Raw genomic sequence first — 19593 nt, 5'->3', positions numbered from 1 at the left:
AACCGGCCTTGGCCCCGCCGGTTTTTTATTATTTTTCTTCCTCCGCATGTTCAATCCGCTCCATAATCGACGGATGGCTCCCTCTGAAAATTTTAACGAGAAACGGCGGGTTGACCCGGCTCAGTCCCGTAACGGCCAAGTCCTGAAACGTCTCAATCGCCGCTTCCCGGTTTCCGGTCAGCTCAATGCCGTAACGGTCGGCGGCGTTTTCCTGATACCGGGAGACGGCATTCGTAATCGGATCAGAAGCAAAACTGAGCACGGATATAAGCAGCAATAACAGCGGGAGAGCGGCCAGATCTTCAGGCCCCTTTATATGAAGCATTCGGCCAAAGGATTTGGACATCCGCCTGTAAAGCTTGTCAATGATATAGAACCCAACCAATGACAGCAGCAGATACCCGGCCAGTCCGATGTACACGTGCTTCATGACATAGTGCCCCATCTCATGCCCCATAATGAACAAAATTTCCTGATCCTTCAGTTTGTTAAGCGTCGTATCCCACAAAACGATGCGCTTATTCGAGCCGATGCCCGTCACATACGCATTCAGCGCATTCGTTTTCTCCGACATATTTACTTCATAAACATGGCTAGCCGGAATATCGGCCTTGTCGGCAAGCGACAAAATTTTGCTTTCAAGCTCCTTGTCTTTCAACGGATAGAAATCATTGTATAAAGGATCAATCACGACAGGCTGCAGGAAAAACAAAAACAGGGTAAACGGCACCGTAAGACACCAAGCGTAAAACCACCATTTTTTTGTATGCTTTGTGATCAGCCAGTAAAACACAAGCACACACACGGCGAACAGCGGAAAACTGATCCAGAAATCAATGACATGATCTCTGATCCAGCTGGCTGTTGTCTGCGTCGAAATATGATACGCAAGCGAAACCCGGTATCCGATCCACTCAAGCGGAAGCGAAGCCGCCGTAACGATGAGTGAAATCACAAATACGAAGCTTACGATTTGCAGCACCCGAAAGCGCACCGCTGCTTCCAGCCATTGCTTTATTTTTTTGGCAAGCCCCGTAATCAGCAGCAGAAAAAATAAAAACCAATCTAACGGCGCCCCGATAAAAAATAAAAAATCCTTTACATTTGAATAATTTTCAGCGGCTGCCAGGCGGCCCGGGTCCATAAACGAGGACGGATCAGCTTTCGTTCCCTTTACGGCCTCCGGGACGGCGGAGTCTCCTGTCATAAAGAAATACCAATAGAAAAAAAGGCCGTACAGCACATAGGCAAGTCCCGCTGCCGCTATCCATTTGCGCATGGAAGTCTCCCTCCTTACCCTTATGACTTACTCCTATTGTAAGCATAAATGCAAATAAATAGAACCAAGCCTCCAAAACAGATGTTAATCTTTTCACAACAGAAAAGAATGGAACAACAGGAAGCGGGAAAGACTAAAAGACGGAGTGATGAATATGAAAAAAATAATCGCGTTTATCGTAGTTATCGCCCTTTTGGTTATTGCTTTCTTCTATGTATACAGCCGGACCGGCGATGTATTTACATCAAGCAACGCAGATCTGATTATTCTGTCTGAGCACGGAAAAAAAGAAATTAAAATTAAAGACAGGCAGAATGTAAAAGATATGCTCGATATCTTGAATCAAGGAAAACAAGTCAAACTGACCAAAAGCGTGTCTCCTGATTACGACGGAACGGTCAAATACCATGAAGACCGTTTTGATTCATTCAGCATGTGGCTCGAAAGCGGCAATTATATGTTGTACAAGTATAAAAACACGTATTACAAACTGACCCGGCATGATACGAAGCTTGTGCAAAGCATCATTAAGGAAGAATCGCAGAGCTGACCGGATCAGTTCATGTAAAAGCGAAGCCCCCGGCTTCGCTTTTCGTCTGTCATTTCGGAAGCATGTCCCGTACCGCCCGTCTCAGCAGCTTCCCGGTCGCATTCTTCGGAATCTCATCAAGAAAAATCACTTCCGCCGGACGCTTATATTTTGCCAAATGCTGCTCACAGTAATCAAAAACGGCCTGTTCTGTCAGTTCACCGTCCGCAGGCACAATATAAGCATGCACCGCTTCACCCGTTTTGGCGTCGGGAACGCCGATGACCACGGCTTCTTTAATGCCCTCATGGCTGTAGAGCACTTCTTCTACTTCGCGGGGATAGACGTTGTAACCGCCGACAAGAATCATATCTTTTTTTCTGTCGACAATATAAAAATAACCGTCTTCATCGCGTTTCGCCAAATCACCCGTGTACAGCCAGCCGTCCTTCAGCGCGTGCTCCGTCTCCTCGGGCATCTTGTAATAGCCCTTCATCACATTCGGCCCTTTCACGATCAATTCCCCCACTTGATGGTCAGGCAGTTCGCGACCGAGCGTATCGACGACTTTATTTTCGACATGCAAAATATTCGTCCCGATCGAGCCGGGCTTTCTCCCCCGGTCAAACGGATTGAAACAAGTAACCGGAGACGCTTCAGAAAGTCCGTACCCCTCCAGAATGGTGACGTCAAAGGTTTGTTCAAATGTCTGCAACAGAGCGACCGGCATGGAAGCGCCGCCTGAAATGCACAGTCTGACGGACGCAAAATCCTCCGCCTTGCCGTGCTCATATTGATACAGATAGTTATACATCGTCGGTACGCCTGCAAAAATGGTTGCCTGCCGGCGTTTAATCAGTTTAAAGACAGATGCCGGGCTGAACTGCGGTTCAATTAATACACACGCTCCGCTCATCAGAGGCGCATTCATACAAACGGTTAAACAAAAAACGTGAAACATCGGCAGTGCGGCCACAATTTTATCTTTCTCATTCATTCCTAAGTATCCGGCGACATCATTTGCGTTGGAAAAAAGATTCTGATGGGTGAGCATGGCGCCTTTCGGTTTTCCCGTCGTCCCTGAGGTGTATAAAATGACGGCCGTATCATCTTTGGACAATACCGGATAGGTTCTGCTGCGCTCCGCCGGACGGAGCATTTTTGTAAACGTTGTCATTTTTAAGCGCAATTGAGGGTCTTCTGTCGATGGAGCGTTCTCTGCGGTCTGACTGATGATGATATGCTCCAGCAGCGGCAGCGAGCCGTGCAGGCTTTCAAATACGGGAATTAAAAGATCAATGCCGGCGATCGCTTTGACATCGCCGTTTTTCAGCATATACGCGATTTCTGAAGGTGTGTATGCCGGATTAACAGGAATGACGACGACTCCCGCTTTCAACGCACCGAAAAACGCAATGACAAAATCAGGCGTATTTCCGAGAAGCAGCGCGAGATGATCCCCTTTTTTCAGTCCCCTGTCCTCCAATCCGTTTGCAAATGCTTCGATTTTACCTGCCAGCTCCTGATACGTCATGTACTGATCTTGAAACAGACAAGCTGGTTTTTCCGGTTTCTGCGATGCCGTTTCTTCCAATTTGGAAACCAGATTCATTTTCCCACCCCTTTAAAAATGTAATGAATGAATAGTCATTCATTTCTCCGGAATAAATGTTCACTTTCATTATAGAAAAATATAGAAAAACACTCAAGGGCAAAAAGCCCCGAGTGCCGTAAAACCGGAAATTATAATTGTTTCAGCGCTTCTCTGACCGGCGTGCTGCCCGCCGTCAGATCGAACGCTTTTTCATACGTATTCGGTTCATCAAGGGATGCGATAACCGTATTGGCGACATCGTCTCTTGAAATGGACCCTCTTTCTAAATCAGCGGCGGCTTTAATATTGCCCGTGCCCGGATCATTTAATAACCCGCCGGGACGGATAATCGTATACGTCAAACCGCTCGCTTCAAGAATTTTGTCCGCATAATGCTTTGCAACATAATACGGCTTCAGTGCTTCATTCCAATTGGCGCGGTTATGAGCCTGAAGGGCGCTCACCATAATAAACCGCTTGATGCCGGCTTTCTTTGCAGCTTCTACCGCTTTCGCCGCTCCGTCAAGATCAATCAAAAGCGTCTTATCGTGTCCGGTGCTTCCTCCTGATCCGGCGGTAAATACAATCGCGTCACAGCCCTCGGCGGCTTTCGCGATGTCTTCCGCACTTCCTTCCAGATCGGCAAGAACGGCTTCTGTTCCCGCCGCTTGAAGCGCTTCTTTCTGCTCTTCTTTCCGGACCATTGCCCGCAAGGTATGCGTACCGTCTTTTTGAAACAGCCCGGTCAGCCGCTGTCCGATCTGTCCGTTCGCTCCGATGAGAAATACTTTCATCATGATCCCTCCTTATTTATTATGGTTCTATCATTTCACAAGAGCGGCCGCCCTTTCAAATCATGCGATCGGCAAATGTTCTAATAAATCAATTCGAGGAAATCTTCCAGCTCTATTTTGCCGAAATACTGTTTCAGATCAATCCCGGCCAGCGCCTCTCTGATAGCGGTTCTGTCATATTGTTTTCCGGTCAGCGCCTGTTCGATTTCACTTACATCTTTCGCACCGAAGAAGTCCCCGAAAATTTTGCAGTCTTGAATGATTCCTTTTTTCACTTCAAGGCGCAGATCAATCGACCCGACCGGATAACGTTTGGAATGCTGAAGATTAAATGCCGGCGACCTGCCGAAATTCCAGTCCCAGTTTTGATAGCGCTCTTCAGAAATCTTCCGGATCACTTTCCAGTCTTCATCGGTCAGCTTATATTCCGGCACTTCGGAAAGATCATTTGTATTAAAAATATGGTGAAGCAGGTGTTTTTTGAATTCATCAGCCGTCATTTTGTCATCAAGAAACTCGCTGATGTTGGCGACACGGCTTCTGATTGATTTAATGCCCTTTGATTCGATTTTGTCTTTTTTCACTTTCAGCGCTGATACAACATGGTCAATGGCGGAATCCAGCATTAATGTTCCGTGGCTGAAAATACGCCCTTTCGTCGAAAATTGAGCGTTGCCGGAAATTTTTCTGCCATCGGCGACGATATCGTTTCGGCCGCTTAATTCAGCTTCGACCCCGAGCTGGCGCAGCGCCTGAATGACGGGTTCGGTGAATTTTTTAAAATTGTGAAAGCTGTCTCCGTCATCTTTTGTGATAAAACTGAAATTCAGATTCCCGAGATCGTGATAAACCGCGCCGCCTCCTGACAGTCTGCGGACGACGATGATTCCGTTATCCTCTACGTATTTCGTATTAATTTCTTCTATTGTATTTTGATTCTTCCCGATGATAATCGACGGCTGATTGACATAAAACAGCAGGTATGTCTGTTCAGGGTCGAGATGCTTCACGCAATATTCTTCGATTGCGAGGTTGATCCTCGGGTCGGTTATGTTTTGGTTGTCAATAAATAACATGGTGCTCCTCCTTTATTTCTCCCACTTCAATCCGGAAGCCGCGATCGTCACTTTTCCCCCGAATACGGATTCCGCTTCTTCTTTCAGCTTTAGGTGCTCGCCGAAATGCGGCAGATGCGTGAGAATCAGTTCTCCCGCTCCGGCCTCCCGCGCGATACGTCCGGCTTCCGTGCTGTTCATATGGCCTGCCGGCGCGCCGTCTTGGTGCGCGTAAAAATTGCACTCGCAAATCAGCAGATCGGCATTTTCCGCAAACGGAATGAACGCGTCCTGATAGCTTGAATCAGCCGTATACACAACGGTTGCTGTACCGTCGGTAATACGCATCGCATAACAAGTGACCGGATGCACCGTTTTCAGAAAGGTAATGGTGAACGGCCCGGCAGAAAGCGGGCGGTCCGGCTGATAAGCCACTCCTTTTGTATGCGTTTTATATGTAAGACGCTCAAACTGTTCTATATCAGCATCATGCCCGTAAATCGGCAGCGCATCCGTTCCTTTTCCAAGAAAAGAGCCGACCTGCTTGGCAAATTGAAGCGGCCCGATATCAGCGATGTGATCATGATGATAATGAGACAAAATGACGGCATCAAGCTCTTCTGCCGGAACATAGGCAAACAGCTTTGATAATACGGCGCTTCCGCAATCGACCAGAAGAGAATAACCGCCGGACTGAAACAGGTAGCCTGAAGTTGCTTCATTTGCGGCCGGAAACCCGCCGCAGCATCCAATAACTGTAACTTTCATATCGTCCTCCGAATGTTTAGGATAAAAAGACTCTTTCCTTCAATATACCTATTTTTCGTACAAATTGCATGTTTTAAACATTGTGTCAAAACAGCCGTTGATTTTCACAAACTGTTATAATACAATGTAAAGACAAAACAATGAAAGAGGGATGGGTATGTTGGATAAAATAACAGAATTTTTTAGAAATCTACCCGGTAAAAAGTGTGCGGAATGCGGCAAAGAAATAGCTGAACAGCATGAATGCTATGGAAATGTTTGTGACAATTGCTTGAAAATAAAGGATATGTAACAAAAGGGCGCTGCACATTCGAAGATGTGCGGCGCCTTTTTTTACGGCCGGTATCATACTTTCTGAATAGGGCGTTATTCACCATTATTAGCAATAATCTGTATGTTTTGAACAATTCAGTATTTTCAATCTATATTTTTCTATAGACGGATTGTTTTCTTTTCTATTATAATTTGTTCTAATAGCTATCTTTTTAGATACTTATTGCACTTTTTTCTTCGGGAGGTAATCTATGAAAAAATTACGTTTTGGATTAGCGACGCAAATTTTCGTCGGACTCATACTAGGGGTTGTAGTCGGTGTCATCTGGTATGGCAATCCCGCTGTTCCAACTTTTTTACAGCCTATTGGCGATTTGTTTTTACGCTTAATCAAAATGATAGTGATTCCAATTGTCGTCTCCAGCTTAATCATCGGCGTTGCCGGCGCGGGAAGCGGAAAACAGGTCGGAAAATTAGGCTTCAGAACGATTTTGTATTTTGAGATCATTACTACTTTTGCCATTATTCTCGGACTCGCTCTGGCGAATCTTTTTCAACCGGGGGCTGGCGTTAATATACATGAAGCTCAAAAAACAGATATCAGTCAATATGTTGAAACAGAAAAAGAACAAAGCGGTAAATCCGTAGCGGACACATTCCTGCATATTGTACCGACAAACTTCTTCCAGTCATTGGCTGAAGGAGATCTGCTTGCCATCATCTGCTTTACCGTGCTTTTTGCACTCGGCATCTCGGCAATCGGAGAAAAAGGAAAGCCTGTACTGGCCTTCTTTGAAGGTGTTTCTAATGCAATGTTCCACGTTGTGAACCTGGTCATGAAAGTTGCTCCGTTTGGCGTTTTTGCATTGATTGGTGTTACCGTTTCCAAATTTGGACTCAGTTCCCTGCTTTCACTCGGTAAACTGGTCGGTTTAGTATATGTAGCTCTGGCTTTCTTTCTCATTGTTGTATTCGGAATCGTCGGAAAGCTTGCTGGGGTTAACATTTTCAAATTCCTTGCCTATATGAAGGATGAAATTTTATTGGCGTTCAGTACGTCAAGCTCCGAAACTGTACTTCCCCGCGTTATGGAGAAAATGGAGAAAATCGGCTGTCCGAAAGGTATTGTTTCCTTTGTTGTGCCGATCGGATATACCTTTAACTTAGACGGTTCTGTGCTGTACCAATCTATCGCCGCTTTATTCCTCGCTCAGGTATACCACATTGACTTGTCCATTTGGCAGCAGCTTACCCTTGTGCTCGTCTTGATGGTCACTTCCAAAGGAATGGCTGCCGTGCCCGGGACTTCTTTCGTCGTCCTGCTTGCGACACTCGGCACAATCGGCGTTCCTGCAGAAGGTCTTGCATTCATCGCCGGTGTTGACCGGATTATGGACATGGCCCGTACGGTCGTCAATCTGACCGGAAACGCGCTGGCATCCGTTGTAATGTCAAAATGGGAAGGCCAGTATGATCCCGTTAAAGGCGCGAAGGTCATGAGCCTCGCCAAAACAGAACAAAACACCACCATTTCAGGTTAAACGAAAAACCTGCACGGAAATTATTCCGCGCAGGTTTTTTTATGCCATCGGAGACAGAACATACCGGTGCAAAAGCTTCGCCGTATTCAGAAGCGATAATTCGTGCGTGCGTTCAAAGGCGTGTGAAGCGTCAATTCCCGGGCCGATCAGTCCGTGGACAATGTCATGGCCCGAACGGATGGCTGCTGAGGCGTCAGAGCCGTAATACGGATAAATATCAAGCTGATAGTCAATGCCATAGCGCTCCGCAAGCCCGGCCAGATGTTTTCTGAGCTGATAATGGTACGGGCCGCTCGCATCCTTCACGCAAATGGAGACGGTATATTCATCCGTAGACTGGCCGTCGCCGATTGCTCCCATATCAACAGCCAAGTATTCGACAGTTTCAGGGGGAATGTTGGAATTGCCGCCGTAGCCGATTTCTTCATTATTAGAGATCAGAAAATGCGTTGTATATGGAAGGTCGATCTTCTCTTCAGTGATGCGGCGGATTAAATCCAGGAGCAGAGCCACACTCGCTTTGTCATCAAGATGACGGGACTTAATAAAACCGCTCGGCGTGATCTGCACGCGCGGGTCAAATGAGATGAAATCGCCGACTCTGATGCCGAGATCGGACGTCTCTTCTTTCGTCCGTACATGCTCATCAAGACGGACTTCCATATTCTCCTGATTCCGCTCTGCCTTGCCGGCATCCTTGTAGACGTGCACTGAAGTCTGATGCATTAAGATGGTGCCTGTATAGGTTTTGCCGGAAGAAGTTTGAATCTCGCAATATTCTCCTTCAATCGAGTTGTATCTAAAACCCCCGATCAAGTCGATCTTCAGCCTGCCGTCCGCCTTTATTTCCTTTACCATTGCGCCGAGCGTATCGACATGCGCCGTCAGCAGTCTGTGTTTCTTGTCATCACGGCCGGGAATTGTGACAAAAAGACCGCCTTTGCGGTTTCTGTAAGATGAGACGCCCCAGTCTTTTAAAAGACTTTCTGTATATGCGATAACCTCGTATGTATTGCCCGTCGGACTCGGAATCGACACCAGTTTCTTAATCAGTTCCATCGTATGTTTCATATTTTCCACAGGTCATTCCTCCTATCAATTTTATTCTTCTTAAAATATACTCTTTTGATCCACAACCCGTCCAATCTTTTCCTTCTCTTTTTTCATAAGATGAAGGGAGCATGGGAATAGGAGGGAAATGTATGATCAGCCGTAAACCGCACAAGCGGAAAAGGTGTCGTAATGATTGGTTTAAGGATTGGTTTGAAGATGATTGGTTTGATGAAGACTCCTTCTGGTGCTGTAAAAAAGAAGAAGAACCATGTAAAAAAGAAGAGGAACATTGTAAAAAGAAAAAAGAAAGAAAGCATCATCATTCATGCCGCCATCACTGCCGTCACTGCTGCCGTCATTGGTAATGTTTCACACAAACCCGTTTCACAAATAGATGTCTCATGCTCCCCAACCAGCGGATGCTGCTTGGGTTTTTTTATTAAAATTAGTACCAAGTAATAATATCTGGTGTTATAATCTGATTATAAAGGAGTGAATCATAATGTCAAAATCTAAAATTACAGCAATCGGTACATATGCTCCGGCACGCCGATTAACAAACGCGGATTTGGAGCGCATCGTCGATACATCTGATGAATGGATCGTCCAGCGCACCGGCATGAAGGAAAGACGCATTGCCGGCGAACATGAATTCACATCGGATTTATGTATTGAAGCGGTGAAAAACCTTGCAGAACGATACAGCGGAACCCTTAATGATGTCGATATGATCCTTGTGGCTACAACGACGGCGGACTATGCGTTTCCAAGCACAGCGGCACGCGTGCAGGCTTACTTCGGCTGGCCGCACACGGGGGCGCTTGATATAAACGCCACATGCGCCGGGCTCACTTACGGCCTTCAGCTCGCAGACGCATTAATTACCGCCGGAACTCATCAAAAAGTGATCGTGATTGCCGGTGAAACATTATCAAAAGTAACGGATTATACTGACAGGTCGACCTGTGTCCTGTTCGGAGACGCTGCTGGCGCCCTATTGGTGGAACGTGATGAAGCAGCTCCGGGCTTTTTGGCAGCCGTGCAAGGAACGGTCGGAAGCGGCGCGGACGTGCTGTATCGGACGGGACTGAGCGCTGAATTAAACGGCCAGCCGCTTAAGGGCGGAGGAAACATGGTGCAAAACGGCCGAGAAGTATATAAATGGGCGGTCAGAACTGTACCAGAGGAATTCAACGTCCTTTTAGAAAAAGCCGGCTTTTCAAAAGACGATCTGGATTGGTTCGTTCCTCACAGCGCCAACATGCGGATGATAGAATCAATCTGTGAAAAACTTCCCTTCCCGGCTGAACGGACACTGACAAGTGTTGAATATTACGGCAACACCTCATCTGTTTCTATTATTCTCGCTTTGGATGAAGCCGTGAAAGCGAAAAAGCTGTCGGAAGGCCAGACCCTGGTATTATTCGGGTTCGGCGGCGGATTGACGTATACCGGACTGTTGGTAAGATGGGGATTTTAATAAACAAAAGCATCACTCTCTATAATGAGAATGATGCTTTTTTCAGATTGATCAATAAAAAACCCGCAAGTCCGGCAAGTGAAACCAGGGCATCGTTTACGTGTAAATGTCATGCTGCCCGCTCCTATGCTGACAGGCGCTGTAACGGGGTTCATCTGTTCGGGACATTCCTCTTTAACGTGTTTAACCGTAAAAAGCCCTTTCGGAAGCCTGAACCTCTGTATCTTCTCTTTTGAATAAAAGAGGCCCTGAGCATTTGCTCAGAGCCTCTATTTCTTATGCTGTTATTTCTTCTTCCGCTTTGTGTTCTTTTTTGCTTTTTACCGTAAAGTACACGATGGTCAGTGTGATCATGACAACGGCGATGCCCAATAGAACCGATGCCTGCTGCCACATGTAGCCGTAATCGCCATTTGAAATGACGGCACGGAATCCGTTGATGCTGTAAGTCATCGGCAGTGCGCCGTGAATCACTTGATAGAATCCCGGCAGGAGTTCGAGCGGGAAGGTTCCTCCGCTTGCCCCGAGCTGGAGCACCAGAATGATGACAGCGATAAAGCGTCCCGGATTTCCCATCGTTGTCGCCAATAATTGAATCATGGACAAGAACGCGATGCTGGTAATCATCGTAAAGAGATAGAATCTCCAAGTGCTTTCCACATCAAGCCCGATTCCTTTTAACAGAACCGTTGCGACAATAACGGATTGAATCAGTCCGACAAGCAGAATGACGCTGAATTTGCTGAGGAACCATTCAAAACCGTTTCTCGGACGCCCTGAAGCTTCACTCAGAGGGAATACGACCGTCAGCATCAATCCGCCGACATATAAGCCCATAGAGAGAATATATGGCGTCAGTCCGGTACCGTAGTTAGGCACGGAATGAATCGCGTTATCGTCCGTTTTTACCGGATCGGCGATCATGCTGTACGTTTTGTCATCTGTCTTAATGTCTCCGGTTTGATCGGCCGCATCTTTCAGCTGGCTGGACAATTGTCCGGTACCGTCTAAAAGCTTGCTTAAACCGGTGCCGAGAGACGCTTGACCCTGCTCAATTTTGGATGAGCCGTCATGGATTTTGTTTTGCGCATCCAGCAGCTTCGTTAAGCCGCCTGACACTTGGCCGCTCCCTGACACTAGCGCTTCAGATCCTGATTTGAGCTGGCCGAACTTGCTGTTGTATTCGCCGATACCGGCCGTCAGTTTGTTTTGGCTTTCAAAAACTGTCTGTGCTCCGCTGTACAATTTATCAGTTCCCGCTGTCAGCTGGTTAATCGCGTCTTGTACCGCCGCTGCACCGTTATACAGTTTCGAAGTGGACTGAGGCAGTGCTTTCAGCTGATCAGCCTTCGCTTTTACATCTTGGAGCGCGCTTTTAATGACTGACATATCCGGAAGCTGAATATCTCCGCCGGACGGAAGCTGGCTGACGATATTGTCTAAATCCGGAAGGTCAGCTTTCGGAAGCTTCTCATTCAGAAGCTGAACAAGTTTTGCTTTTTGCTCATCCGTTAAGAAATCACTGTCCTGAATCACCTTTTTGACCGCGTTATCCCGGGCATCGAGGCTGTTTTTCAGATCAGAAAGCTTCTTCTTAAACTGCTGCAATTCCTTTTCAGTCTGTTCGAGCTGCCCAACGGCTTTTTCTATATCTGACAGGTTGACGGAATTGATGGCATCTTCAAATGCCGCCGCTTTTTGCGATACTTCCTGCGCCTTGCTGTTTAACACGCTTAAACCATTCGTTAAATCCGGAAGCTTTTGCTGGAGCTGCTTATGCCCGTCAAGGCTCGTTTTCAGCCCGCTGGCCACTTGGCCTCCGCCTGAAGCAATCTGTCCTGATTTGTCTTGAATTTCGGCGCTTGCGCTCTGGAGTTTTGCGATAGAGCTGTCAAGCGTTTGAATTCCGCTTGTCACTTTTGCTGCGCCGTCTGTAAGCTGCTGCGTTTTATCGCTGATGGTTGCGGTGCTTTCAGTGAGTTTCGCTAAATTTTCCTTCAGCTTGGCGCTGCCGTCTTTCGCGCTTTTTGTGCCATCGTCTATTTTCTTGGCGCCGCTGCTGGCTTTGCCGAGTCCTTTGGCAATATCTTTAAAGTTGTCAAAAATGACTTTTGCGTATTGCTCCGTCACTTCTTTCGACACTGAGGCTTTCAATTTATCGATCGCCTTTTCACCGATTGTCGCGCCGACATAGTTGGAACCGGCATTCGTATGATACTTCAGATCCAGCTTCTTCGGATTTTTATCCATTACCGTGCTGGCGTTTTTAGAAAAATCTTCAGGAATCTCGACCAATAAATAATATTTAGCATTTAATAAGTCCTTTAGCGATTGATCAAGATCGCTTGAAAAATGCCAATCAAAATTATCATTTTTCTTTAACTCTTTTACAAGATCGTCACCGATCTGAAGATGTTTCCCTTCGTAGTCTGCCCCTTTATCCTGGTTGACAACGACAACCGGCAGCTGATCCACCGTGCCGTACGGATCCCAGTACGCCTTCAAAAACACTCCGCTGTAGATCAGCGGAACGAATAATATGGCAATGATGGGGATTAACAGTTTCTTGCTCGTTACAATGTCTTTCCACTGGCTTTTTATTGTATTCAACCCTGTTGCCTCCTTCCGCAAACTGACTCATTTGACAAAACGGTCACGGCACCTAAAAAGTGAAGGATCATCTATTTAGATAATCCTTGACCGACATAGATTTCCAGCAATTCGGCGATCGTCTCTTTTTCAAGAGGCGGATGGTTTTTTTCCCAGTCAAATATCAGCGCGATGTAGAGTTTGAGCATCACAAAAGCGGTGAGCTCCGGATCGCACGGTTTAATGCTCCCGTTTTCAATGGCACATTCTATCTTTTCTTTAATGTATGACAGAATGGCCCGCTCCATTTTCGCAATGACATCCTGAACGGCAATTGTACCAATCTCGGCGTTCTCCTGAAAAATTTTAATAGTCAGCTGGTGTGTTTTTCTGAATTCCAAAATCGCGACCAGCGCCCGATGGACATTTTCATGAAATGAAAGCTCCGGTTTCATCGCTTCGTCAGCGTGTTCCTTCATTTCTCTTAAAATAGTGGTGAAAATATCATCAAACAGCTCTTCTTTGTTTTTGAAGAACGTGTAGATGGTTCCCTTCCCCACGTTTGCAAGCTTTGCCACCAGATCCATTGTCGTTGCTTTGTAGCCGAATTGCGTAAAAGATTTCGTTGCCGCTTCCAGAATGAGCTTTTTCCGATCGACGGACATGTTTCCCACCTCGTTAAATTGACCGTTTGAACGTTTTAGTCATTTTGTACATAAGATAACTTATCACAGTCGCGAAGAAGATTCAAATGTTTTTTCTCTATAATGGTGTTCCCTTTACAGAACGGGAACATGCAAAAAAAAACCCCCGTTTTAAGATAACGGAGGCTGGTACGTTTCAAATAAATAAGCCAGTGAATCATATACTGCGGCTTTTCCCTGGTCGATACAGTCGGGGATGCCCACCCCTTCAAAAGATGCGCCCGTCGCGTATACACCCGGATAGGAAGCTTTCAGCTCATCTCTGAACTCTTTGATGCGCTCTTTATGGCCGACATGGTACTGCGGCATGCTTTCGTTCCAGCGGGTGACACAGGTCATTTCCGGTTCGCCATTGATTTTCATTACTTTTTTCAAATCTTCCATTACGATTTTAATGATCTCGTTATCTGAAAGATCTACGATGGATTCATCTCCGGCCTTTCCAACGTACGCCCTGAGAAGCGTTTTGCCCTCCGGCGCCGCGTGCGGCCATTTTTTATTCGTCCATGTGCAGGCCGTGATGGAGAAATCGCTGTTTCTTGAGATAACGAATCCCGTACCTTCATGCTCCATCTTGACGGCTCCCTCCGGAAAACCTAAGGCGACGTTGGCAACGGACGTAGAATGCATGTCTTTGAGACATGACACCGCCGGCAAATCAGAAAGCATTTTCGCCGCGGCTTTATGCGGCGCTGTCACAATGCATCCTTCCGCATGCAGCACACTGCCGTTATCAAGCGTCACGGAATATCCCTTCTCCTCGCGGCCGATATGGGTAACTTTCGTGCCTTTCATCACCTTTGTCAGTGTAAGCTGCTTTTCCAGCTCCTCCACCAAAGTTTGAAGGCCTGTCGTCAGTGTTAAAAACTGGCCCTGCTTTTTGGCCGTCAGCTGCTGTCCCGAAGGCTGCGGACGCGATTTTTTCATGCCGAGAATCAGACTTCTGTGCTTTTGCTCAGTCTGATAGAATTGCGGAAACGTGGACATAAGGCTCAGCTTATCAATATCTCCGGCATAAATCCCAGACAACAGCGGTTCTATTAAATTCTCAACAACTTCGTCACCGACGCGTCTGCGGAAAAACTCACCCAGAGACTGATCTTCCTTCGGTTTGCTCGCAGGCAGGACAAAATCCAGCGCCGCCCGCGCTTTTCCGGGAACAGAAAATAAGCCGGTGGAGATGAACGGAGCGATTTTTGTCGGGATGCCCATCACCGCGCCCTTCGGCATCGGATGAAGCGTCTCGTTGACAAGCACGTAAGACTGGCCGGTCGCATTGTTGACGAGCAGATGCTCAAGCCCCAGATCCTTCACGAGCTGCGGAGCGCTTTTTTTCCTTTCCAAAAAAGAATCCGGCCCCCGCTCGATGATGTAGCCGTCTTTATGGGCCGTCTGAATTTTCCCGCCCGCTCGCGGGCCTGCTTCGATCAAAGTAATCTCAAGCGGCAGCTGTTTTTCCTTGATTTCTTTTTCCATGTAGAAGGCGGCGGCTAATCCCGTTATGCCGCCGCCGATGATGACCAGATGTTTTTTATCGCCACTCATTTTTATCGCCTTCTTTACCGTTTAATTCTACTTGTCCAGCTCTTTCAGCACGACCGCTGCAAGCGCGTCGATAAATTCAGGCTGTGCGTTCGGCATAGCCGGACGATAGTAGCTTGCGCCGACTTCATCGGTCACAGCTTTGCATTCGTAATCATTATCGTAAAGCACCTCTAAATGATCGGCAACGAAGCCTGCGGGCACATATACAAATGCTTTATAAGGATGCTTTTGATACAGCTCGCGCGTGAGATCCTGCACATCCGGCCCGAGCCACGGATCAGGGGTGTTCCCTTCGCTCTGCCAGCCGACTGCGTAATCGGTAATTCCGGCGCCTTCGGCTATCAGTTTTGCGGATTCCTCCAGCTGGTCAGGATACGGATCGCCGTATTCTTTAATTTTTTCAGGAAGGCTGTGCGCTGAGACGATCAGCATCGCATCATCCCGTTCTTCTTTCGGCATGGAGTCATACGTTTTCTTCACTTGGGTGACCCAATAATCAACGAATTTCGGTTCATCATACCAGCTCTCAACCGACTTGATGGTCAAGCCGCCGAGCTTGTCCGCTTCTTCTTTCGCGCGTTTGTTGTAAGACTTGACGCTGAATGTTGAAAAATGAGGGGCGAGCACAAGGCTGACAGCTTCTGTAATGCCGTCTTTATGCATCTCCGCCACCGCATCTTCAATAAACGGTTCAATATGTTTTAATCCGATGTACACTTTGAATGTTACATCATCCTGAATTTCATTTAAACGCTGTCCGAGCTTCTCCGCCTGCTCCTGCGTAATTTTTGCGAGTGGCGAAATGCCTCCGATCGCCTCATATCTGTCTTTTAAGTCTTGAAGCATATGCGGCTCCGGCTTTCTTCCGCGTCTGATATGTGTATAATAACGCTCTATGTCCTCTTCTTTGTAAGGCGTTCCGTAAGCCATGACAAGAAGTCCCATTTTCTTTTTGCTGCTCATTTTGTTAAACACCTCTTTTGATGGTCTGTCTATCTTGATTTTGACAGGAAAATCTCCTTATAACCAACGATCTGCTCAGGAAGATCGTTCCGTTTTTTTGGCTGCGGAGTATTCATGCACAAACGCCGTCAGCTTTTTCAGCGTATCCGGATTTACATCAGGGAATACGCCGTGTCCTAAATTGAAAATAAACCGGTCCGTTTTCATGCCCTGATCAAGTATCGCTTTCGCTTTTTCCTCGATGACTTCCCAAGGCGCAAGAAGAAGCGACGGATCAAGGTTGCCCTGAACCGTTTTTGTGATGCCTTGTTTTCTGGCGTCATCTATGCTGAGTCTCCAATCAAGACCGACAACGTCAAGAGGAAGGTCATGCCAATCTCCGGCCAGATGGCTTGCGCCTACGCCGAACATGATCAGCGGAACTTGTTCTGCTGAAAGCTCCCGGAAAATTCTGTCCATCACCGGTTTGATATACATCCGGTAATCTTCGCGGTTCAGCGCGCCGACCCATGAATCAAAAATCTGAATGGCTTTCGCGCCGGCGTTAATCTGCGCTTTCGCATAAACGATAATCATGTCCGCGAGCTTGTCCATCAGCATCTGCCACGCTTGCGGCATACTGTGCATAAACGCTTTTGTTTTGTTGTAATTTTTAGAAGGCCCGCCTTCAATCATATAACTGGCCAGCGTAAAAGGCGCTCCCGAAAAACCGATGAGCGGGACATTCAGCTGTTCGTTTACGAGTAATCGGATCGTTTCCAGCACGTAAGGAACATCCTGTTCGGGATTCAGTTCGCCGAGCTTGTCAATATCCGCAGCAGAGCGCACCGGCTGATCGATCACCGGCCCGATTCCGTTTTTAATTTCAACATCCACTCCGATATAAGGAAGCGGCGTCATAATATCTTTATATAAAATGGCAGCGTCCACTCCGTACTGCTCGACCGGGAGTCTTGTCACATACGCGCACAGCTCGGGCTGATGCGTAATTTCAACCAGGCCGTACTTTTCCTTCAGCTTGCGGTATTCCGGCTGCGACCTCCCCGCCTGTCTCATGTACCAGACAGGGACGTGACCCGCTTTTTCTCCCCGTGCCGCTTTTAAAAACGTATCATTAAACGCTTCTCGTTTACTCATCTGAATTTCCACCTTTCCTCCTGCAACCATACGTTCGTGTTCTTCGCCCATTACACTATACCTTGTTTTTTCAAAATGGTATAGAATTGAGGCTTAATGTTCAAAAAATCGCCGAATTCATTATTTAAGAAGAAAAAAGCTTCGGCTGAACGTATTCCGTTCCCTCTCCTTCTTGATTCGTCTGTGTATTATATGGAACGACCTTGTATGAAGCCCCTGAGAACAGATTGGCGTACGGAATGTCAAAGCTGCCTTTTCCTTTCACCGAATCCAGAAGCTTGTCTTTTCCGTCTTTCTTTTCATATATTCGGTAAACAACCCGATCATCCTTTTGAGCATCCCATTTTAATTGAATCGTAATCAATCCCATCGCCTTAAATGTATAACGGGCCGACAGGGACTTCACCGCCTTAAGCTCAATCGGACTGCCCAGTTCTTTCACATTTTCAGGCTTTTTGAATGTTTTGCCGCTTTCTTCCGCTTTTGTGACGATATCTTTAAAGAGCCGGACCGGGTACTGGCTTCCGCCTTTCAGGTAATGGGTTTTATCCGTTTTGTCATAGCCCATCCAAATGGCTCCCGTCAGTCCGGGAGTGTATCCCGCAAACCAGGCGTCCTTCGTGGCACCGGGGACGCCGGTAAATGACGTCGTGCCGGTTTTCCCCGCCATGTCGCCTTGATAGCTTCCTTGTGAAGCGGTTCCTTCTTTTACGACCTGCTGAAGCATTCTCGTCATATTCCATGCGGTCTGTCCGCTGAAGACGCGCGTTTTGCCGTTTTTAGGCCCGGATATCGTTTCTCCGTCTTCGTCCGTGATTTTCTCAATAAAAAATGGCTTCGTATACATTCCGTTCGCCGCAAAGGTATGATAAGCTCCGGCAAGCTGAAGCGGGGTGACGCCTTCTGACAGACCGCCAAGCGCAATCGCGAGCCCGTTGTCAGAAATGTTTATGCCGTTTTTATCAAGATACGATTTTCCCGTATCCACGCCGATCTGCTTCAATGTCCAGACAGCGGGCGCATTTATGCTGTATGTGATCGCGTCCTGCATCGTCACTTGCCCCTTGTACTGCCCGCCATAATTTTTCGGTTCATACCCGTCGTAAGACTGCAGTTTGTCTTGAAGAAGCGAATACGGTTTGAACTTGTCTTCCTGCATGGCGGGCCCGTATACGGCAAGCGGCTTAAACGTTGAGCCCGGCTGCCGCGGCGCAGTTACCCTGTTGTATCCTTTTGTCACGTAGTCGCGCCCGCCGACCGCCGCGCGGACGCCTCCGGTTTTATTATCAATAAAGACGGCGCTTCCCTCTGCCGCCTGATCCGTCCCCGGAAAATAGCCGTTTTCCCTCATTAGTGTGTATGCCGTTTTCTGCAGCTTGGAATCAAGCGAAGTCCGGATCGTATAGCCGCCTTGAAGAAGCTGTTCTCCTGACATCGAATAACGGGATTCCGCCTCCTTGATGACAAGATCGATATAACTGTCAAACCAAGGCGTTTCAGATGTTTTCTTGACATTAAGCCCCAATGTCCTGCCCTGGGCTCTGACGGCTTCTTTGGCGCTGATATAGCCTTGATCGTTCATCATGGAAAGAATCGTATCGCGCCGTTCTTTATTTTTGCCGGGATGCTGAATCGGCGAATAAAGGGATGGCGCCTTCGGTATGGCTGCCAGAACGGCGCCTTCTGCAACGGTTAAATCTTTTACTTCTTTATTAAAGTAGTAGTGAGACGCGGCTTGAATGCCGTAAACGCCATGGCCGAAATAGAGCTGGTTCAGGTACATTTCAAGCAGCTTATCCTTGCTGTAATCACGCTCAAGATTGATGGCAATGATGACTTCTTTTGTCTTGCGCAAAAATGTTTTATCATTAGTCAGAAAAATGTTTTTCGCCAGCTGCTGGGTGATCGTGCTTCCGCCCTCCACCTTGCCGCCTGCTAAAACATCCCGGAACACCGCCCGACCGACAGACTTCACATCAATGCCGTGATGTTCGTAAAACCGTTTATCTTCAACGGCGATAAACGCATCTCTCACATCTTCCGGAACCTCCTGAATGGATACCGGTTCGCGGTTTTCCGTATAAAGGCTCGCGATTTCATCACCGTTTTGATCGACGATTTTTGAAGATGCGTGCAGTATTAACTTCTTTTCATCGATGACATAATGGCCGAGAAATATAATGATAATGTATCCGATTAACGCGAGAAAAGCGGTTGCCGCTGCAATTACAGCCGGAATAAAGAATCTTTTTTTCTTTTTCAGCATAAGTCACCTCGCCTTTCTTAACT

The 19593-nt window shown here is 47.2% G+C and carries 17 protein-coding genes; 5 read left to right on the top strand and 12 right to left on the bottom strand.

Annotated features, from left to right (window positions below):
* Positions 1–28: 28 nt before the first annotated feature.
* A complete protein-coding gene (locus BAMF_RS26240) occupies positions 29–1279 on the bottom strand; it encodes a M48 family metallopeptidase (protein ID WP_013351732.1) in 1251 nt (416 codons plus the stop codon).
* Positions 1280–1433: 154 nt separating this feature from the next.
* On the opposite strand from BAMF_RS26240, the gene BAMF_RS26235 reads away from it, so the two are divergent.
* Positions 1434–1829 (top strand): hypothetical protein, encoded by a 396-nt coding sequence (locus BAMF_RS26235; RefSeq protein ID WP_013351731.1) that lies wholly within the window; start codon positions 1434–1436, stop codon positions 1827–1829.
* A 49-nt stretch (positions 1830–1878) separates the two neighbouring features.
* On the opposite strand, the gene BAMF_RS26230 is transcribed toward BAMF_RS26235, so the two are convergent.
* The 4 genes from BAMF_RS26230 to BAMF_RS26215 form a co-directional block, all read right to left on the bottom strand.
* Positions 1879–3420 carry a fatty acid--CoA ligase family protein gene (locus BAMF_RS26230; RefSeq protein WP_013351730.1) on the bottom strand — a complete coding sequence of 514 codons (1542 nt, stop codon included), beginning with the start codon at positions 3418–3420 and terminating at the stop codon, positions 1879–1881.
* 131 nt (positions 3421–3551) lie between these two features.
* Positions 3552–4196, bottom strand: a complete 645-nt coding sequence (locus BAMF_RS26225; protein WP_014470001.1) for an SDR family oxidoreductase — start codon at positions 4194–4196, stop codon at positions 3552–3554.
* Positions 4197–4276: 80 nt separating this feature from the next.
* The gene (gene lplJ, locus BAMF_RS26220) at positions 4277–5272 is read right to left on the bottom strand and encodes a lipoate--protein ligase LplJ (protein WP_013351728.1); all 996 of its coding nucleotides are present in this window, start codon (positions 5270–5272) and stop codon (positions 4277–4279) included.
* A 12-nt stretch (positions 5273–5284) separates the two neighbouring features.
* Positions 5285–6019 carry an MBL fold metallo-hydrolase gene (locus BAMF_RS26215; RefSeq protein WP_013351727.1) on the bottom strand — a complete coding sequence of 245 codons (735 nt, stop codon included), beginning with the start codon at positions 6017–6019 and terminating at the stop codon, positions 5285–5287.
* A 157-nt stretch (positions 6020–6176) separates the two neighbouring features.
* Between BAMF_RS26215 and yhfH the strand changes: the two genes are divergently transcribed.
* Together yhfH and BAMF_RS26210 are read left to right on the top strand one after the other, a co-directional pair.
* The gene (gene yhfH / locus BAMF_RS40625; protein WP_014470000.1) at positions 6177–6311 is read left to right on the top strand and encodes a protein YhfH; all 135 of its coding nucleotides are present in this window, start codon (positions 6177–6179) and stop codon (positions 6309–6311) included.
* Positions 6312–6543: 232 nt separating this feature from the next.
* Entirely contained in the window at positions 6544–7833 is a 1290-nt protein-coding gene (locus BAMF_RS26210) for a cation:dicarboxylate symporter family transporter (protein ID WP_013351726.1), read from the top strand.
* 39 nt (positions 7834–7872) lie between these two features.
* Here the strand turns inward: BAMF_RS26210 and BAMF_RS26205 are convergent, their stop codons facing one another.
* A complete protein-coding gene (locus BAMF_RS26205; protein ID WP_014469999.1) occupies positions 7873–8904 on the bottom strand; it encodes a M42 family metallopeptidase in 1032 nt (343 codons plus the stop codon).
* 171 nt (positions 8905–9075) lie between these two features.
* Here BAMF_RS26205 and BAMF_RS41200 point away from each other — a divergent pair, with 171 nt between their 5' ends.
* Positions 9076–9345 (top strand): hypothetical protein, encoded by a 270-nt coding sequence (locus tag BAMF_RS41200; protein WP_041481638.1) that lies wholly within the window; start codon positions 9076–9078, stop codon positions 9343–9345.
* Positions 9346–9388: 43 nt separating this feature from the next.
* Positions 9389–10366, top strand: a complete 978-nt coding sequence (gene fabHB / locus BAMF_RS26195) for a beta-ketoacyl-ACP synthase III FabHB (RefSeq protein ID WP_013351724.1) — start codon at positions 9389–9391, stop codon at positions 10364–10366.
* Between the two features lie 276 nt (positions 10367–10642).
* Here fabHB and BAMF_RS26190 read toward each other — a convergent pair whose 3' ends face one another.
* The 6 genes from BAMF_RS26190 to BAMF_RS26165 all read right to left on the bottom strand — a co-directional run bounded on the left by BAMF_RS26190 (position 10643) and on the right by BAMF_RS26165 (position 19570).
* On the bottom strand, positions 10643–12976 hold the full coding sequence (locus BAMF_RS26190) for a YhgE/Pip domain-containing protein (RefSeq protein ID WP_013351723.1): 2334 nt from the start codon (positions 12974–12976) through the stop codon (positions 10643–10645).
* 71 nt (positions 12977–13047) lie between these two features.
* Positions 13048–13620, bottom strand: a complete 573-nt coding sequence (locus BAMF_RS26185; protein ID WP_013351722.1) for a TetR/AcrR family transcriptional regulator — start codon at positions 13618–13620, stop codon at positions 13048–13050.
* A 150-nt stretch (positions 13621–13770) separates the two neighbouring features.
* Complete coding sequence (gene hemY, locus BAMF_RS26180; protein WP_013351721.1) at positions 13771–15204, bottom strand: protoporphyrinogen oxidase; 1434 nt, start codon at positions 15202–15204, stop codon at positions 13771–13773.
* A gap of 27 nt (positions 15205–15231) precedes the next feature.
* The gene (hemH, locus tag BAMF_RS26175) at positions 15232–16167 is read right to left on the bottom strand and encodes a ferrochelatase (protein ID WP_013351720.1); all 936 of its coding nucleotides are present in this window, start codon (positions 16165–16167) and stop codon (positions 15232–15234) included.
* Between the two features lie 75 nt (positions 16168–16242).
* Complete coding sequence (gene hemE, locus BAMF_RS26170) at positions 16243–17304, bottom strand: uroporphyrinogen decarboxylase (RefSeq protein WP_013351719.1); 1062 nt, start codon at positions 17302–17304, stop codon at positions 16243–16245.
* 124 nt (positions 17305–17428) lie between these two features.
* Entirely contained in the window at positions 17429–19570 is a 2142-nt protein-coding gene (locus BAMF_RS26165) for a transglycosylase domain-containing protein (RefSeq protein WP_013351718.1), read from the bottom strand.
* Positions 19571–19593 lie beyond the last annotated feature (23 nt).

The sequence above is a fragment of the Bacillus amyloliquefaciens DSM 7 = ATCC 23350 genome, assembly GCF_000196735.1.
GTDB lineage: Bacteria > Bacillota > Bacilli > Bacillales > Bacillaceae > Bacillus > Bacillus amyloliquefaciens.
Note: the sequence above shows the minus strand (reverse complement) of the source record. Positions and strands in the feature narration are given on the sequence as shown.

Bases quoted from the DNA above. Each gene is read 5' to 3' on its own strand.
- BAMF_RS26185 (WP_013351722.1), bottom strand. From the start codon at position 13,620: ATGTCCGTCGATCGGAAAAAGCTCATTCTGGAAGCGGCAACGAAATCT.
- hemH (WP_013351720.1), bottom strand. From the start codon at position 16,167: ATGAGCAGCAAAAAGAAAATGGGACTTCTTGTCATGGCTTACGGAACG.
- lplJ (WP_013351728.1), bottom strand. From the start codon at position 5,272: ATGTTATTTATTGACAACCAAAACATAACCGACCCGAGGATCAACCTC.
- BAMF_RS26215 (WP_013351727.1), bottom strand. From the start codon at position 6,019: ATGAAAGTTACAGTTATTGGATGCTGCGGCGGGTTTCCGGCCGCAAAT.
- BAMF_RS26210 (WP_013351726.1), top strand. From the start codon at position 6,544: ATGAAAAAATTACGTTTTGGATTAGCGACGCAAATTTTCGTCGGACTC.
- BAMF_RS26240 (WP_013351732.1), bottom strand. From the start codon at position 1,279: ATGCGCAAATGGATAGCGGCAGCGGGACTTGCCTATGTGCTGTACGGC.
- BAMF_RS26225 (WP_014470001.1), bottom strand. From the start codon at position 4,196: ATGAAAGTATTTCTCATCGGAGCGAACGGACAGATCGGACAGCGGCTG.
- BAMF_RS41200 (WP_041481638.1), top strand. From the start codon at position 9,076: ATGATTGGTTTAAGGATTGGTTTGAAGATGATTGGTTTGATGAAGACT.
- BAMF_RS26165 (WP_013351718.1), bottom strand. From the start codon at position 19,570: ATGCTGAAAAAGAAAAAAAGATTCTTTATTCCGGCTGTAATTGCAGCG.
- BAMF_RS26230 (WP_013351730.1), bottom strand. From the start codon at position 3,420: ATGAATCTGGTTTCCAAATTGGAAGAAACGGCATCGCAGAAACCGGAA.
- hemY (WP_013351721.1), bottom strand. From the start codon at position 15,204: ATGAGTGGCGATAAAAAACATCTGGTCATCATCGGCGGCGGCATAACG.
- fabHB (WP_013351724.1), top strand. From the start codon at position 9,389: ATGTCAAAATCTAAAATTACAGCAATCGGTACATATGCTCCGGCACGC.
- hemE (WP_013351719.1), bottom strand. From the start codon at position 17,304: ATGAGTAAACGAGAAGCGTTTAATGATACGTTTTTAAAAGCGGCACGG.
- BAMF_RS26235 (WP_013351731.1), top strand. From the start codon at position 1,434: ATGAAAAAAATAATCGCGTTTATCGTAGTTATCGCCCTTTTGGTTATT.
- yhfH (WP_014470000.1), top strand. From the start codon at position 6,177: ATGTTGGATAAAATAACAGAATTTTTTAGAAATCTACCCGGTAAAAAG.
- BAMF_RS26205 (WP_014469999.1), bottom strand. From the start codon at position 8,904: ATGAAACATACGATGGAACTGATTAAGAAACTGGTGTCGATTCCGAGT.